Annotated in this window: 13 protein-coding genes; 5 read left to right on the forward strand and 8 right to left on the reverse strand. The window is 72.6% G+C overall.

Features of this window, described 5'->3' with window-relative positions; translation table 11 throughout:
• Window positions 1-167 precede the first annotated feature (167 nt).
• The 5 genes from CRP52_RS38785 to CRP52_RS35500 all read right to left on the reverse strand — a co-directional run bounded on the left by CRP52_RS38785 (window position 168) and on the right by CRP52_RS35500 (window position 4,187).
• Window positions 168-368, reverse strand: coding sequence for a hypothetical protein (locus tag CRP52_RS38785; RefSeq protein WP_097240963.1), 201 nt, complete (start codon window positions 366-368; stop codon window positions 168-170).
• 266 nt (window positions 369-634) lie between these two features.
• Window positions 635-1,027 carry a hypothetical protein gene (locus tag CRP52_RS35485; RefSeq protein ID WP_097240964.1) on the reverse strand — a complete coding sequence of 131 codons (393 nt, stop codon included), beginning with the start codon at window positions 1,025-1,027 and terminating at the stop codon, window positions 635-637.
• 110 nt (window positions 1,028-1,137) lie between these two features.
• Entirely contained in the window at window positions 1,138-1,329 is a 192-nt protein-coding gene (locus CRP52_RS35490) for a hypothetical protein (protein ID WP_097240965.1), read from the reverse strand.
• 101 nt (window positions 1,330-1,430) lie between these two features.
• The gene (locus CRP52_RS35495) at window positions 1,431-1,613 is read right to left on the reverse strand and encodes a hypothetical protein (protein WP_097240966.1); all 183 of its coding nucleotides are present in this window, start codon (window positions 1,611-1,613) and stop codon (window positions 1,431-1,433) included.
• Window positions 1,614-1,643: 30 nt separating this feature from the next.
• The gene (locus tag CRP52_RS35500; protein WP_097240967.1) at window positions 1,644-4,187 is read right to left on the reverse strand and encodes a S8 family serine peptidase; all 2,544 of its coding nucleotides are present in this window, start codon (window positions 4,185-4,187) and stop codon (window positions 1,644-1,646) included.
• 660 nt (window positions 4,188-4,847) lie between these two features.
• Between CRP52_RS35500 and CRP52_RS38790 the strand changes: the two genes are divergently transcribed.
• On the forward strand, window positions 4,848-5,483 hold the full coding sequence (locus CRP52_RS38790) for an AfsR/SARP family transcriptional regulator (protein WP_179853148.1): 636 nt from the start codon (window positions 4,848-4,850) through the stop codon (window positions 5,481-5,483).
• A 91-nt stretch (window positions 5,484-5,574) separates the two neighbouring features.
• Here CRP52_RS38790 and CRP52_RS35510 read toward each other — a convergent pair whose 3' ends face one another.
• Window positions 5,575-6,198 carry a hypothetical protein gene (locus CRP52_RS35510; protein WP_097240969.1) on the reverse strand — a complete coding sequence of 208 codons (624 nt, stop codon included), beginning with the start codon at window positions 6,196-6,198 and terminating at the stop codon, window positions 5,575-5,577.
• Between the two features lie 301 nt (window positions 6,199-6,499).
• On the opposite strand from CRP52_RS35510, the gene CRP52_RS35515 reads away from it, so the two are divergent.
• Complete coding sequence (locus tag CRP52_RS35515) at window positions 6,500-8,581, forward strand: peptidoglycan recognition protein family protein (RefSeq protein ID WP_097240970.1); 2,082 nt, start codon at window positions 6,500-6,502, stop codon at window positions 8,579-8,581.
• Between the two features lie 170 nt (window positions 8,582-8,751).
• Here CRP52_RS35515 and CRP52_RS35520 read toward each other — a convergent pair whose 3' ends face one another.
• Together CRP52_RS35520 and CRP52_RS35525 are read right to left on the reverse strand one after the other, a co-directional pair.
• Complete coding sequence (locus CRP52_RS35520) at window positions 8,752-9,081, reverse strand: hypothetical protein (RefSeq protein ID WP_121179460.1); 330 nt, start codon at window positions 9,079-9,081, stop codon at window positions 8,752-8,754.
• Between the two features lie 138 nt (window positions 9,082-9,219).
• The gene (locus tag CRP52_RS35525; RefSeq protein WP_179853149.1) at window positions 9,220-13,182 is read right to left on the reverse strand and encodes a polymorphic toxin-type HINT domain-containing protein; all 3,963 of its coding nucleotides are present in this window, start codon (window positions 13,180-13,182) and stop codon (window positions 9,220-9,222) included.
• A 441-nt stretch (window positions 13,183-13,623) separates the two neighbouring features.
• Between CRP52_RS35525 and CRP52_RS35530 the strand changes: the two genes are divergently transcribed.
• From CRP52_RS35530 to CRP52_RS35540, 3 genes are all read left to right on the forward strand, one after another.
• Entirely contained in the window at window positions 13,624-14,112 is a 489-nt protein-coding gene (locus CRP52_RS35530) for a hypothetical protein (protein WP_097240973.1), read from the forward strand.
• Between the two features lie 47 nt (window positions 14,113-14,159).
• Window positions 14,160-14,654 (forward strand): hypothetical protein, encoded by a 495-nt coding sequence (locus tag CRP52_RS35535; RefSeq protein WP_257033221.1) that lies wholly within the window; start codon window positions 14,160-14,162, stop codon window positions 14,652-14,654.
• A gap of 89 nt (window positions 14,655-14,743) precedes the next feature.
• A complete protein-coding gene (locus CRP52_RS35540) occupies window positions 14,744-16,555 on the forward strand; it encodes a trypsin-like serine protease (protein ID WP_179853150.1) in 1,812 nt (603 codons plus the stop codon).
• Window positions 16,556-16,604 lie beyond the last annotated feature (49 nt).

Consider the following 16,604-nt stretch of genomic DNA (forward strand, 5'->3'; position numbering starts at 1 on the left):
CGCGGAAGCGCTGCCGCTGCTTCACCTGGACGACGGCCCGATGCGATCGATGACTCACTCAGGGCGGTGGCGGTCGGTGTCGGGGGTCGGCCGGTGGGTGGGGTGGGGGCACGGGCGGTGCCGGCCGCCGGCGGGTGGGGCGGGCGGTCGGCACGGTGCGGGGGTCGTCAGATCGCCGCGAGTGCGAGCGGGGCGACCTTCGAGATGACGCCGAGGGCGTCGTCCCAGAAGGAGTCGGCCTCGACGCCGGCGGCGGAGCCGAGCGAACCTGCGGGGGTGCCGGCGCGGTAGACCGGCGGAGCCAGCTTCGGGAGCTGCGGGGCGGGGGACCAGGTCGGGTGTTCCTCGCGGACATCTTCGTTGATCATTTCCGCTCATCCTTTCTCGGGTGTGGGTGGCGCGGGGCGGTACTGGTCAGAGGGCGAAGCCGTCCATGACCATCGGGGGTTCAGGTTCACGTCGTCCCAGATGGAGTCGGCCTCGACGCCGGCCGCGGAGCCGGGCGAACCTGCGGGGGTGCCGGCGCGGTGGACCGGCGGAGCGAGCTTCGGGAGCTGCGGGGCGGGGGACCGCGTCCGGCGCTCCTCGCGGGCTTCTTCGTGGATCATTTCCGCTCATCCCTTTCGGTGCGGTGTCAGCGCCGGCCGCCGATGGCAGGGGACGGTGGCGGCAGGCAGCCGGGAGTGGGGGCGCCGCCGCAGGCCCAGGGGGCCGGGTCCGAGAAGCTCGGGCCGTACATGCCGCCGGGGCCGTCCATGATTGCCGTGGACGGTTCGGTGGCGGAAGGTGCGCCGGTCGTCCCGGTGGCCGGGCCCGCGCCCGCGCCCGCCTCGGCTTCGGCGACGGCGATGGCGCCTGCGGGGCCGGGCGGCATCACACGGCCGACGAAGCCGCGGATCACGTTGGTGGGCGGCATGGCCGGGTTCAGGCTGTCGTCCACGCTGGGGACCACCTTGATCACCTTCAGGTAGGCGTCGTAGCCCTGACTGCGGTCGATCGGTCGTACCTGGGGCGGCTGCTGGTCCATGGTTCTTCCTCTCCTGCTCGGCGTTCCGGTGGCCGGTCCCCGGTGGACGCGTCACCGGACGGGTGCCGACGGCAGAGGGCTCGGGTTCTGCCGTCGGCGTGGGCGCCTCGTCAGAGGAACTTGGAAGCGGTGTTCAGCACGGTGCCCAGGATGTTCCCCCAGTCGAAGTTGGCTTCGACGCCCTGCGTACCGTCCTGGGCGCCGCCGGTGGTGCCGGTGCGGTCGACCGGCGGAGCCAGCTTCGGGAGCTGCGGGGCGGGGGACCATGCGTGGCGCTCCTCGCGGACTTCTTCGTTGATCATTTCCGGTCATCCCTTCTTCTTTTGCTTGCCTGTTGTGCCTGGCTGTGTGCCTACTCGTGTTCCGGTTCTGTTCGGTGTTCGCCGGGTCAGGGGCCGGGCCGTCACAGGGCCGCGTAGCACATGCTCCGGGCCGGGCCGGTCAGCCCGGCGCACGCCGACCGGGACGCCTCGACGCCCGGACCACCGGCTCGGCGACCGGCCCCGGCCTGGTCGTCGCGCCGGACCGGCGGGGCCAGCGCCGGCAGGTAGCGGTCGGGCTTGCGCTGTGTTTCGAGGGTCTTCATGATCCGCCTCCTCCTGGTGGCGCCGCGGGCTCAGGACTCGATGAACTGGTGGGCTGGCGCCAGGGTGACGGGGAACTCGTCGCTGACGTCGATCGTGAACAGCATGTTCACCCGCGCGCGCCGCTCGTTCTCCGGGTCGAAGAAGCTCACCCTCACGTCCTGGCAGTCCGAGCCCATGCGGCAGTACGGGCTCTTCGTGACGGAAACGCTGTCGATGCAGTACAGGCTGGGCTTGTCCTGGTCCTCTGTGCTGGGGATGTCCTGACCGAGGAGCATGGCCCGGCTGATGGTCTTGGCGACCGAGAAGGCGTTCGTCCCGGCGGCGTTCAGTGCCCGGTCGGCAGAGGTCTGCCCGAGGTTGCGGAACTGGTAGTAGACCTTGTCGAGGAACGCGATCATGGTCTTCTGGATGTACAGCTCGTTGATCGTCACCTTCTGCTGCTCGGCCTCCTTCTTGACGGCCTGCACCACGGCGTCCACCAGCTGCTTCTCGTACCAGATGTAGACGCCACGGCTCTTGATCTCGATGACGGGCACGACCTGCCCGGAGAACAGCCGGACCGTCCGGTCGGTCAGCCGGCCGGGGACCGAGATCCGGGAGATGTAGCCGTCCTCGGTGGCCAGCAGGTGCTGGCCGAGGTACGCGTCGCGGAACGACCGGTAGATCATCGACACCGGGGGCGCAGGTCCGTCGAGCGACATCAGCAGGTCCGTGAGCTTGGCGGGATCGGCCACGAGCGCCTGCGCCTGGGCCCGGTACCTGACGGGATCGTCGAGCTCCTGCAACTGCTCCGGCGTGCGGCCGGTCCTGAGCAGGGTGTCCAGGGGTGTGTTGGGCCAGTCCATGCCGACCGGGAGTTCGGCCTCCATCGCGTAGACCGGGGTGCTCTCCAGGTTCAGCGTCCAGGTGACCTTGTCGGAGGCCCACGGGTTGACCGTCAGGTAGTCGTGCAGCTGCTGGGCGTCGTACGGGTTGGCCGGCGATTCGGGCACCGAGCCCCCGGCCTCCTTGCCCTGGACGGGGTCCATCAGCTGGCGGAAGCTGTCCCGACGGGCCTCGGTCTGGAAGTCCACGCCGACCTGGCCGATCGCGAACACCAGCGGCCGGTCGTTGGTGGAGGCGCAGGACGGCCGGACCCCGCCCTGACAGGCGCAGGGGGCCTGGGACAGCCGGCCCGAGTCGGGCGGAAGGGTGGCCGGTGCGGTGGGTACGGCGGCCGCCGGCGCGGGCGGCGAGCTGGCAGCGGTGGGTACGGGCGCGGCAGGTACGGGCGCCGCGAGTACGGGCGCCGCCGGGGCGAAGCCGGATGCGGTGGCACCGGCGACCGCGGCCTGAGCCGGGGCCGGCGCGGAAGGCGGGACGGGGACGGGGCTGACGGGCGGCGTGCCCGGAGCGGCGGCAGCAGCCGGTACGACGGCCGGAGCAGCAGCCGGGGCAACAGCCGCGGCAGCCGCCGGGACAGCGGCCGGCGCGAAGGCTTCGTACGGTGCGCTCTGCGCGATCGGCGCCGCCTGGGCGGTGACGGCGGGAACACTCTCGGTGTCCATGGTGCTGGCTCCCTCGTGCGAGTCGGAAGGGAAGGTCCCGAGCGACGAGGGTGCGCCGATCGCGGCGGCCCCGGCCTCGGGGGAGGGGGTGGTGCGGACGCCGTCCGCGGTGGTCTCGGCGGCCGACCGACGGGCCGTCAGGTCTTCGCGGGTGATCAGCTCGTACGCCCGGGCTGCATTCAGGTGCCCGACCAGCAGGCGCCGGCACTCGGGCGCCTCGGCGGGCGCACAGGGCGCGCCGGCCGCGCCCTGCAGAATGGCCCGACCGGCGGCCAACGGGTCGGCGCGGTGTCCCGCGCGCACCTGCGCGCCGACCAGCAGGGCGGCAACCCCGGAGACCAGTGGTGTGGCGAAGCTGCTTCCGGTGAGGGCCGTGCGCCCCCCGCCCGGCGCGGCGCCCTCGATGCCCTGCCCGGGCGCGAGGACGCCGTTGGTCGCGTACGCGGAGCCCCAGTTGCTCGACTCCAGCGGTTCGCCGCCGGGCCCGGCCGCGCCGACGGCGAGCACCGTCGGTACGGCGGCCGGCACCTGTTCGCAGTCGCAGCCGTCGTTGCCGACGGCCGCGACCACCAGGACGCCGCTCTCGTCGCACAGTCGCAGCGCCCGCTCCAGCATGGCGTCCGCCTGGGCGTCCCGACTGGGCTCGCCGCCGCTGATGTTGACGATGTGCGCGCCCTCCTGGACGGCGCGCTCGACGGCCCGCGCCAGGTCGAGCTGGGGCACCCGGCCCTCCCCCGCGTCGGTGAACACCGGGAGGATCAGACCGCGGCACCGCGGTGCGAGGCCGGTCACCGGGCTGCCGGGCTGGCCGAAGAGCAGGCTCGCGACATGGGTGCCGTGCAGGGACATCCGGCCGCCGCCGGCCGGCTCGGTGACGAGCGTGTCGAGCCGGGTGAGGTCCGCCCCGTCGAAGCACGGGTGTGACAGGTCGACGGGGCCGTCCAGGACCGCGATGCACACGGCCGGGTCGCCCAGGAGATCGTCCTCCGGGGCTCGGCTGCCGTACAGCACCGCTCTGGCCTCCATGTGGCATCGCCCTTCTCGGGGGTCGGGGACCTTCCCGGGCGTCGGGGTCCTTTCCAGGGGGCGGGGCCCTTCCCGGCGGTCGGGCCGGCCTGCTGCGGAGCCCGCAGCAACTGCTGAAAGTCAACGAGCCCGGGCGTGCGGCGGGCGTGCTCCGGCGCGTCACGGTGGCGGGCCGAGCACCGTCACGGCTCCGTCCCGCCGGCGTTGCGATCGGCACGGCGAGGAGGTGTGCCCGTCGCCCGAGCGGCCACCCATCCGGCCTCGCCGTGACGGTCTGTGACCCGTCGTGGTGGCGCCACCCGTCGGAGTCGAGCCGTCTCGCCCCGTCAACACCCGTGCGAAGCTGGGCTGCTGGGCGGTCCCGGGCCGTCCACCGGCGGCCTCGTGACGCTCGGCGACGAGCCTCCGGCACGCCCGGACGACACACGCGGGACGCTTGCGCAACGTCCCTGCGACGGTGGCGAAGCACTCGCACGACGCAGCGTGCGATGGCGAACGAACGCGCTGGTCACGCGGCGCGCTCGGGTCCGCAGCGGCTCCGAGGGGGTGCGCGGAACGGTCCGTCGGGGCAGAGTGGGGGTTGTGTTCTGGGATGGTCCGGGCATCGAACTGCTGCGGGGCTTCGAGGCCACCGACGCCGGAGGCCGTGTCCTCCTTCCGGTGAGTGCTCAGCACCTGCTGGCGTTCCTGGCCCTGCATGACGACGGCGTCCAGCGCGTCGCCGTGGCCGAGCGGCTCTGGCCGGATTCGACGCAATGCCGCGCCGCGGCGAACCTGCGTGCCGCGCTGTACCATGCGCGGCACGAGGGCTCGGCGATCCCGATCGAGACCACCGGACGGTGGCTGCGCCTCTCGCCCGCCGTCCGGGTGGACCTGCGCGACGCGCGCCGCAGTGCACGGCAAGTGGTGGCCGGGCTCAGTCAGTTGCCCGCCAGCTGCGACGACCTGGTGGACGACCTCGCCGCCGAGCTGCTGCCCGGCTGGGAGGAGGAGTGGCTCAGCCTGGAGCGCGAGCGCTGGGACCAGCTGCGGCTGTACGCGCTGGAGAGCCTGGCCCGCCAACTGTGCGCCGCCGAGCGGTACTTGGCTGCGCTCCAGACCGCGCTCGCGGCGATCGCGATCGACCCCGTGCGCGAGACGGCGCATCGGATCGTGGTCGAGGTGCACCTTGCCGAGGGCAACATCGCCAGCGCACTGCACTCCTACCAGCGGTACCGTTCGTTCCTCCAGCGGGAGCTCAACGTCGCTCCCTCGCCGAAGATGACAGGCCTGGTGCGCAACCTGCTCCGGATGTGACGGCACGTCGGCACCGCCGCCCACCGTGGGCCGGGGCGGGCGGCCTGGCCGCCGCCGGGTCGCCCGCCCGTTCCACGGGTGTTGCTCGGACTCAGCCGACCAGGAGGAACTTGGTGGTCGGCACACCCTGGATGCTGGCGCAGTCCAGGTTCGAGGTGGTGGCGCTGTAGGTCCAGCCGCGGGGGACGTCGCACGCCCACATGCCGTTGACCGGCTTGCGCAGGTGGAAGGTGGTGGAGGGGATGCCGCTTCCGTACGACAGGCTGCAGGCGGTGCTGCGGCCGACGAAGTCATAGGTGAAGGCGGGGGTGCCCACGCAGGCGGTCAGGCCGTCGTACGGGGTGCGCAGGTGGTAGGCGTTGGAGATCACGCCGGACTGCTGGCTGCACGCGTAGCCCCAGGAGATGGAGTCGTAGACGAAGGCCGGCGTGCTGATACACGCGGTCAGCCCGTCGACGGGCGTACGCAGGTGGAACTGCGGCGAGTTCCAGCTGCCGCCGCCGCTGCAGCTGCGGTTCATGGACACCTGGTCGTAGACGTAGCCGGCCGGGACGTCACAGGCCCACACCCCGTCCAGACCGGTGACGGTGGTCGCGGCGGTCGTCGCGGCGGAGGCGGGCGTGGTGGCGGCCGCGCCGGAGAGCAGCAGCGCCAGCGCGGCGAGGGCCGCTAACAGGGCGGATCGGACGGTGCGTGCGGTTCGTGCGACGGACATGGTTCTCCTTCGGTGGAGGAGTTGCTGCCGATGGATGCACGGTGCTGACGGCGGTGATCGCGGGTGAGATCAGCGCCGTCGAAGGTTCTAGCACGCACGGTGGACCGTCAGCCCGATGGCCCGTCCCGGATCGATCATTGCGCCGACCGCCGTCTACACGCCGGTGCGTACTTTCTCCGGTCCAGGTCGGCCGATCGACGTCGTGGTCTGCCGCACGCCGGGGCCACGGCCGCCCACGCGTGCCCCGGCCGGGCGAATGTCACGGCGGGTGATCGGTCGTCAGAGACGTTACAACCGTGGAATGGCCCGATTCCCCACCCCCGCCCCCACCCCCTCCCGCCCGGCCCGCCGGGCACGGCCCCTGGTGGCCGGCCTGCTCGCCCTGGCCGCCGTCGGCGCCGCCCCCGGTACGAGCGCGCCGGCTGCGCCCGCTGCCCACGCCCGACCCGACGACGGCACCACCGCGAGCGTCGTCCCGGCCGGCGCGCTGGTCCTGCAGCGCCAGTTCACCGCGGCGGCCGACGAGTTCGGCGTCCCACCCGGCCTGCTGCTGGCCCTGGCCTACCAGGAGAGCCGGTGGGAGTCCCACCGGGGTGCGCCCAGTACCACCGGCAACTACGGCGTCCTCGGGCTGACCGAGGTCGACGTCGCCGCCGAGAACGCCGCCGCCCCCGGTGAGAGGGCCACCGGACAACGCGGCGAGGACCGACCCCACCCCGCACGGCCCGCTCGGCCCACCCGGCCCCGGGTCGTCGACTCCCCGGCCCTGCACACCCTCCAGGCCGCCGCCGACCTGATCCACCGCCCGGCGGCCCAGCTGCGCACCGACAGCGCGCAGAACCTTCGCGGCGGCGCCGCCCTGCTGGCGCGCTACCGGCAGCAGAGCGGTACCGCGGGCACTGCCGACCCCGCCCACTGGTACCCCGCCGTCGTTCGGTTCGGCCAGGCCGGGCGGGCGGGAGCGGACGGCGAGGCAGCCGGCCGCGCCTTCGCCGACCGTGTCTACGCCACCTGGCGCCAGGGCCTTTCCCGCACCACCTCCGAGGGCCAGTGGCTCACCCTGCCCGGCGTACCGGACCTCGCCCTGCCCGAACCGCCTCCGCTCCCCTCGCTCCCGGCTCCCTCGCCGTCGTCCCCGGCTCCGTTGCAGGCGTCCCAGACCCCCGAGTGCCCGCCCGGCCTGGGTTGCGACTTCATCCCCGCCGCCTACGCGCTGACCGACCCCGACGACCCCACCTCCTACGGCAACTACAACCCCGCGCACCGCCCCGACGACGGCCAGCAGATCCGCTACCTCGTCATCCACGACACCGAGAGCGACTACGCCGGCGCGCTCGCCGCCTTCCAGGACCCCCGCGAACAGGCCACCGCGCACTACCTGGTGCGCGCCGGCGACGGCCACGTCACCCAGCTGGTGCACACCAGCGACATCGCCTGGCACGCCGGCAACAAGACCGTCAACATGCACAGCATCGGCATCGAACACGAGGGCTTCGCCCTGCCCACCGACCGCCCCACCTGGTACTCCGAACAGCTGTACCAGTCCTCGGCGGCCCTGGTGCGCTACCTCGCCGACCGCTTCGGCGTCCCGCTGGACCGCCAGCACGTCATCGGCCACGACGACGTCCCCGGCCCCACTCAGGACGCCATCGCCGACATGCACTGGGATCCCGGCACCTTCTGGGACTGGGCCCACTACTTCGACCTGCTGCACGCCCCGCTGGACGCCGGCTCCGACACACCGCCCCGCCCCGGCGACACCGTCACCATCGCCCCGCCCTTCGACACCGCCAACGAGCCCCCCGTCAGCGGGGTCCCCGCCCGCCCCGAGAACTTCGTCTACCTGCGTACCCGGCCCGCCCCGGACGCCCCGCTGATCAACAGCGCCACCACCAGGGCCGACGACTGGAGCGACAAGGCCTCCACCGGCGCCCGCTACGTCGTCGCCGACCAGCAGGGCGACTGGACGGCGATCTGGTACGACGGCCAGAAGTGCTGGTTCGCCAACCCGAACGGTCGAGCCGCGCACACCGACCGGCGCACCGGGGCCGCCGGGCCCACCACCGTGCTGGCCCCGCACCCGGGCGCCGCCACCATCCCGGTCTACGGCCGGGCCTATCCCGAGGCCGCCGCCTACACGCCCTACCCGGCCATCAAACCGCTGCCGGTGGTGGCTCTGCGCGCGACCGTCCCGGCCGGACAGGCGTACCTTGCCGTCGCCGCCACCCCCGAGCAGGCCGACTACTTCTACGACCAGAACATCAACGGCGACGCGCCCGACGACCGCACCCTGGTCGTCGGCCACGACACCTACTACCCGATCCGCTTCAACCACCGCCTGGCGTTCCTCAAAGCCACCGACGTCCAGGCGACCACCCAGTAGATCGACCGGTACGAGCCGGCCGACGCCGAGGAGGACGACCCAGGACGGACGTTCGACGGCCCGGTCGACCGGCGCATCGGATCCGGGGCGCCCGGATGTCCGAAGAGCCCCGCCGGAAGGGATTCCGGCGGGGCTCTTGGCCGTGCGGGTCCGGTGCGAACCGAACCGGTCTACTGGTCGGCCTGGACTTCGGTGGAGATCATGCGCGCTTCGGGGAGGGTCCGCGGCGGCTCGTCGCCGTACCACGCGAATTCAATGGCCGCGAGGTACCCGTCGGCCACCCAGAGGAGAATCTCCCCGAACAGGGAGCCGGCTTCGTCCACGACGATCGATCGCACCGGAACGAGGCCGGACACCACCGAGGGCGGTGCGCCTTCCCGTACCCGTACGTCGACGCTCGCCGATTCCGGACCCCACTGCGCGTACACCTCGACGAGGTCGATCTGGGCCAGCAGCTCGGCTGCCCCGGGAAATTCCTGCGAGAGTACCAGTTGGAGCACGCCCCTCTCCCTGGAGTTCAGGGGTCGGGGTGTGATGGCAACCGTCATGGTGGGGGCCTCCGGAACATCGCCCGCGGGGGCGGGAAGTAGCAAATTCACTGTCACGTTCGAGGTTGCTTGCGGCGCCCTCGCGCAAGGCTACGGGGTTCCGGGGAACTTCGCCCGGATGAATGCCGTGCCGAGCCGCGGTACTCCGTTGACCACCGCTCCTCGGATCGTCACCACCTCGCCCTCGATCACGCGGGTGACCTCGTAGAGTCCGCTGGCGGGCAGGTCCGTGGCGCTGTGCAGGCTGTCCATGACCATGCGAAGGGCCTGTTCGCGGCCTCCGGCCTTGGCGATGATGTCACCGAACCCGTGCTTCGCCACGTCGATGACGTGCACGAGGTTGTCCTCCGTGTTCCACGTCTTCCACGCGTCCTCCAGAACCTCCGTCGTGATGCCGCAGGCCGGCGCCGTGTTGTGCACGAGCACCGGGGTGTTCCCGGCGATCACGTAGTAGGTGTGGATGCCGCGGACCGTGAGGTTGTAGGCGGGCTGGACAGTGCTCCACGTCCTGGCGGACGACACCGTCGCGGTGCCTGCCGGGGCGGTCAGCTTCTCTCCGCCGGTGATCTCGCCGGCGTCGACCCAGGCCGCACGGTTCTGCGACCAGAACGGGTGGTGGGCCGTCGCCGTGATGCTGCCGGAGTTGCCCTTGCCGTCCGCGACGACCAGGTCGACGAACTCGCGGTCGTCCGGGGTGTAGATGGTGGCGTCGACCGGCCTGGGGCCGGTCTCCCCGGTCTGGGGATCCGTGGCGAGGACGCGGTCCCCGACGCGTATCTGCTCGATGGGCCGGGCGGTGCCGTCGGCCATCAGGACGCGGGTGCCGGCGGGGAAGCTGTTCGGCCTGATCAGGCAGGTCCCGGGGACCTTGGAGAACAGCTTCTCCAGGAAGCCCAGGACCTTCGCGCCGCCGGGGATCTTCTCGGCCCACTTGGCGAGCTTGGCGACTGCGGCGGCGTCTCCGGCCAGCGGGATGGCGCTGAGGCAGGCCATGGTCGCGTTCGCGACGTCCTTCTGCAGCGCGTAGATGCCGCAGTTGATGAGGGCTGCGCTGGTACCGATGCCGGGGACCAGCGAGACGATGTCCAGCAGGCCGTGGACGACGCCGAGGGCGGTGTCCATCCAGCTGGAGCCGCCGCTCTCCCCGATCTGCTTGCGGAGTTCGGCCTCCAGGTTCGCTTCGGTCGCCTTCTGCGCGGCCTCGGCCTCGGCCTTCAGCTTCGCGTCGGTCTGGGCTTCCTCGGCGGCCTGCCGCGCGGCTTCCTGCTCCGCTTCGTGCTTCGTCGTGTAGGCCTGGAAGGCGTTGGTCGCCGCCTGTGCCGCGACCAGCTTGTCCTGCCCTGCCGCCTCCGCGTCGGCCCGCGCCTGGGCGGCCGACTGGTAGGCACTGGCGGCGGAGACCTGCGCGGAGTTCGCGGAGGCCTGGGCCTTCTGCGCCGAGTACGCCGCGGACGCGGCGGACTTCCGCGCCGAGGCCTCGGCAGCCGTGGCGGTCTTGGCCGATTCGGCGGCCTTCTGCGCGCTCGTGGCGGCCGCGTCCGCCTTGGCGCGGGCGTCGGCCGCGTAACCGGCGGCCTGGTCTGCTGCCGCCTTGGCCTGGTCGGAGGCGGCCTTCGCCTCGTCGGCGGCGTTGCGGGCGACGGCAGCGGCCTGGACGGCCTGGGCGGCGCTCTGCTGGGCGTAGGCCGTGACGGCCGACGCCTCGGCGATCATCCGCTCGATCTCGGCCTTGTGGGTCGCCGCCAGCGCGTCCTTGCGCGCAGCGGTGTACTGGCCGGTCTCGATGAAGGTGCGCAGGACGTCGGGCGGACCTTCGAGCGCGACCTGCGCGGCGGCCTTGACCTCGGCCCCGCCGGACGCGCGCAGCCCTGCGGCCTTGACCTGGTCGTCGGAGAGCTGGGCGAGGTAGCGGCCGTTGTTCAGGAAGTCGCGCAGGGCGTCGACGCTGCCGTTGAGTGCGGCGCGCCCGGCTGCCTGGACGCTGGGGCCGCCGTCGTTGACGATCTTGGCGACACTGAGCTGGAAGTCGGGGGCCGCTGCCTGGTACTGACCGGTACTCAGGAATGCGGCCACCGCGTTGGCGTCGCCCTTGAGGGCGGTGGTGGCCGCGGCGCGGACGGCGGGCAGCTCAGAGCCGGCCGCGAGGTTCGAGACCCGCTCCCGGTTGTCGAGGTCGATCGCCTGGCGCCGTCCCGAACGGACGTACTCCAGCACCGTCGTGTCGTCCCCGGCGACTGCGGTCCGCGCGGCGGCGCTTTCCCACGGCCCGGCGATCTTCATGGACAGGACGGCGAGCTTGCGCCCGTCCGTGGCGACCATGGCGGTGTCGGGATTCGGCTGGGTGAGTGCTGCGGCCAGACGGTCCGCCTCGTCCTTGCTCTGGCGCAGCTGCTGGACGGCGTCGCCGATGGCGGCCTGCTTGTCGTCGTACGCAGCCTTGGCAGCCCGCGCCTTCTCCACGTCCGCTGCGGTCCGGGCTGTGAGGTCCTCGTCCTCGGCGCGCGTGGCGAGGTCGTGGACCTGGTTGGCCTTGTCGACCGCGTCCTTGGCGGTCTGCGCGGCAGCCACGGCGGCGTCCGCGTGGGCCTTGGACACGGCGGCGGCCTGCGCGGCCTCGCCCGCGTGCTGGGCGGTTTCCTGAGCGGCCAGCGCGGCGTTGTGGGCGTGCGTGGCTGCGGAGTCCGCCAGTGCCTTGGCTTCGGTCGCGGCCTTCGCGGCCTCGCCCGCCAGCGACTTGGCGGCGCTCGCTGCCCGCGTCGCCTCCTGGGCCTGGCGACGCGTCGCGGCGGCGGCGGCCTTGGCCCGCGCCGACTGGGCGCCGGCCGCGGACGCGAAGCCGCCCGCCTGGTCGGCCGAGTCGGCGGCGGCCTGCGCGTTGCCGCCCGCGCTCAGCGCGGCGTCCGCGGCCTGCTGGCTGGCGGCGGCGGCCGTGTTGGCTTGCGTGAGTGAGGCGGAGGAGGCCGCAGCCGCAGTCGCGGCGGTCTCGGCCGCCGTCGCGGCCTGCGCGGCGGCATCCGCCTTGGAGCGGTCCGACGCCGCTCCGGCGGCGGCGTTGCGGGCCGCCGTCGCCGCCTGTGCCGCGCCCGCGGCGGCGTACGACGCCTGGGATGCCGCGCTGGCCGCGGTGCGCGCCGAGTTGGTGGCACTGCGGGCGGCCTTCATCGCCGTCTGGGCGGCCTCCGCCGCCCGGCCCGCGGCGTCGGCCGCGCGCCCGGCTGCTGCTCCTGCCGCGTTCGAGTCACTGCCGGCGGCCGCGGTCTCGGCCGCAGCCTTCGCAGCCGACTCCTTGGCCAGCTGCGAGGCCGCCACCGCCTGGGCGGAGGCCTCCTTCGCTGCCTCCGTCTCACGCACCGCCTGGGCGGAGGCCTCCTTGGCCTGCTGCGTCAGCTGGGCGATGCTGGTGCGCTCGGCGTCACGGGCCCTGGCGACGTGCACGCCGACGGTGAGGAACTCCCGTACGTCCTCGATCGAACCGTTGATCGCCAGTCGCGCCGCGGCCTGGGTGTTGGGGCCGCCCTCGCTGAGGATCTGGACGAGCTTCACCCGGTCGTCGGCGTCGCGCGCGGTGTACTGGCCCTCGTTGACGAAGACCTGGACGTCGTCGGGGGTGCCGTTCAGCGCCGCCTTCGCGGCTGCCTGGACGCCGGGGCCGGCGCCGTTCATCAGCGAGGCGGCCTTCAGCTGCTGATCGACCTTCAGCGGCTCCTGCCAGCCGTTCTTCAGGAAGGCCTGAAGGGCGTCCGGCGTGCCCGCCAGTGCCTTGCGCGCAGCCTCCCGCACGCTCGGGCCGCCGAGCGTCAGGATCTGCGCGGCGCTGACCTGGTCGTCCTGCACCTGAGCGAGCAGCCGATCGCTGCCCAGGAACTTGCGAACGTCATCGTCCGAGCCGGTCAGCGCTGCCTCGGCCGCGGCCTTGACCGCCGCACCGCCGTCCTTCCAGTACGCGACCACCCTGCCGCGCTCGGTCATCGGGACCGCAACTTCCTCGGGCAGCGGGTCCGCGGCGGCGAAGGGCGCGACGCCGAGCAGTCCGGCTGTCAAGGTCAGCGGCAAAAGGCGCAGAGTGAGCTTTCCGGATATGGAATGCCCACCCCGCCTTCGCCACCTGGACCGGACATTCAATCCATCCACCAGAGACCCACCTCTCCACATCCACTGGCCGCACTTCGGCCTCGGGAGCATATCCGCAGATGACGTGCCGCCAGAAACGCGGAAAAGGAGCTTCCTGACGCACCGAATGGTGGGAAATTCGGGCAAAGACCTATCAACTCTGCAGGCCGGCAAGCAGCTCTCGAACTCTCGAAGCTCCCCTGGCACCCGGACCGGTGATTCAAATAGTGGCAATGCCCTAGACTGCGGGCCGTCAAGTCTTCAGGGGGACGGTAAATCGCGGGGGCGTCCGGTCGCGTCGGCCGTTTCCCATGGCTCAAGTCCTCACCCGCACCGTCCGACGTGCGGTCAAGGTCCTGTCAATCACGATGAAAGGAACGCGAGATGAAGAACGCCATAGTCCGATGGCTGGCCATCGGTGCGGTGGCCGCCGCCACGACGGTCGGCGCCGGTGCGCTCGCCAGCGCCGACACCACTCCCGCGGGTGACGCCGCCACCGCTCCGCCGGCCGTCGAGGACTTCGCCTACCCCGGCGACTCCCCGAACCCGCAGCTCAAGCTCATCCGCGGCGACGGCCACATCATGCTGGCGGACTGCAACACCGTCACCCAGATCCAGCTGTGGAGCGTCGCAGTCCCGAGCCCCAGCGGCGGCCCCGGCGTCTGCTTCCGGGTCACCGGCACCACCGGGTACCTGTCCCTCGAACTTCCGCAGACCTTCATGATCCAGACCGGGGACAAGGCCGTCCGCGCCGACCTCACCTCCGAGGGCGTGGCGCAGACCGTCGACGTCGCCAAGAACAGCTACACCACCGTCGGTCAGGCCATGGGCCAGAAGCCGACCATGCTCGTCGAGCTGCGCGTCACCGGCTGACCGGACACCACGCCAACGACCGATCACCGACCGACACAGGATCACCCATGAAGCACCGCATCCGCGGCTGGACGGCGGCCCTCGCCGCCACCGCCGCAGGCGTCTTCGGGCTGAGCGCGCTCGCCGCCGCCGACACCGCCCCGCCGCCCGCACCGCCCACCGATGCCTCCGTGGCGCCGCCCGCGGTCGAGGACTTCTCCTACCCCGGCGCCTCCGGCATCAGCAACGTCAAGCTACTGCGCGGCGACGGCGGCATCATGCTGGCCGACTGCTCCACGCCCACGCAGATCCAGCTGTGGACCCGCGCGCCGGGCAACACGGACAACAAGATCTGCTTCACCGCGCCCGCCGTGACCGGCTACCTGGCCCTGGAGCTGCCGGACGTGTTCGCCGCGCAGACCGCGGGCCGGGCCGTACGGGTCGGCCTCACCGCCGCCGGCGCCTCGCAGAGCACCGACGTGCCCAAGGACGGCTTCACCGGCGTCGGCGAGGGCCTGGGCCAGGCCCCGACCACCGTCGTCGAACTGCGCGTCACCGGCTGACTCCGGCTGACCTCGGCTCAGCCGGGTTGGCACCGGCCGACTCCGGCTCAGCCCGGCTCCCCCATCCTCCTCATTCGACTGGAACCCACGTGCTTCACAGGACTTCGTCCCGCCCGCTGCGAACCGGCGTGCTCATCGCGGCCGCAGCCGCCGGCGCGCTGACCACCTTCGCCTCCCCGGCCGGGGCCGTCGTCGGCGACCCCGTCACGGACGGCTCCTACGCCTACACCGCCAGGCTCGCCATCGGCGACAACCTGCGCGCCTGCACCGGCGCCCTCGTCGACCCGTCCTGGGTCATCACCGCCGCGAGCTGCCTGTCCGACGACCCCGCCCAGCCGCAGGCGCTGACCGCCGGGGCGCCGAAGTGGAAGACCACCGCCACCATCGCCGGCAAGGCTGTCGACGTCCTCGAACTCGCGCCGCGCGCCGACCGCGACCTCGTGCTGGCCCGCCTCGCCGCCCCCGTCCAGGGCGTTGCGCCGCTCGCCCTCGCCGCCACCGCGCCGACCGCCGGCGAGAAGCTGCGGGTGCCCGGGTACGGGCGCACCAAGGACGAGTGGCTGCCCGGCGCCCTGCACGCGGGCGCGTTCGGCCTCGACGCCGTCCAGCCCACCACCATCGCCACCACCGGCCAGAACGGCGCCGCGATCTGCAAGGGCGACACCGGCGCCCCCGCGATCCGCGAGACCAACGGCAAGGCCGAACTCGTCGCCGTCGCCTCCCGCTCCTGGCAGGGCGGCTGCCTCGGCACCCCCGCCACCGAGACCCGCACCGGCGCGCAGTCCTCCCGCGTGGACGACCTCGCGGGGTGGGTGCAGCAGGTGCGGGCGAACGCCACCGCGCGGACCGCCAGTGCGGTGTACGACCCGGCCAAGCAGACGTCCACGGTGTTCACCGTCGACAACAAGGGCCGCGTCATGGGCGCGTACAACATCAACGGCCAGGGCTGGAGCACCTGGACGCCGATCAGCGAACGCCCGGCCGGCACGAAGCCGTTCATCGGCTCGCCCACCGCCCTGTACAACCCGGCCACCGCCGCCATCGAACTGTTCGCCGTGGACAGCGACGGCCTCATGTGGCACACCTACTACCTGGCCGACGCGCAGGGCTGGCGCGCCTGGATGGGCACGGGCACGACCAAGTTCAGCGGCGGCGCCAGCGCCGTCTACAACCCGTCCACCCGGACCGCCGAGGTCTTCGCGACCACCACCGACGGCCCCGTCGCCCACGCCTACTACACCCCGGGCATGACCGACTGGAGCCCCTGGGCGAACATCTACGACCGGAAGTTCAACGGCGCCCCCAGCGCCCTCTACAACCCGGCCACCGACGCCGTCGAGCTGTTCGCCATCGAGCGCAACAGCACCATGTACCACACCTACTGGTTCAACGACGGCAAGCCCTGGAGCGACTGGCTCCCGCTGGACGGGGCCGCCTTCGCCGGCAGCCCGAGCCTGGTCTACAACCCGTCCACGAAGACCGCCGAGGTCTTCGCGACCACCACCGACGGCCCGCTCGCCCACCGCTACTACACCCCTGGCATGACCGGCTGGAGCAACTGGAGCACCATCAACGGCGACTTCCGGTTCGCCGGCGCCCCCAGCGCCCTCTACAACCCGGCCACCGACGCCATCGAGCTCTTCGCCACCGGGCGCAACTCGTTCCTGTACCACGCGTACTGGTTCAACAACGGCAAGCCGTGGAGCGCCTGGGAGGCCCTGGGCGACTGGAGGTTCGCCGCCGGCCGGATCCCGACCTCGCTGTTCAGCACCTCCTCCAACACCGTGGACGTCTTCGCCGGCGGCGCCGACGGCGCCGTGAACCACACCTCCTACAAGCCCGGCCTGCCCAAGTGGGCCCCGCTGGACACCCTGTCCGGCAGCACCCTGCCCACCAGCTGACCGGACACGCGGCGCGGTGCATCCTGGCGGCGGGGGCGGACAACCGTCC

The sequence above is a fragment of the Streptomyces sp. 1331.2 genome, assembly GCF_900199205.1.
Lineage (GTDB): Bacteria > Actinomycetota > Actinomycetes > Streptomycetales > Streptomycetaceae > Kitasatospora.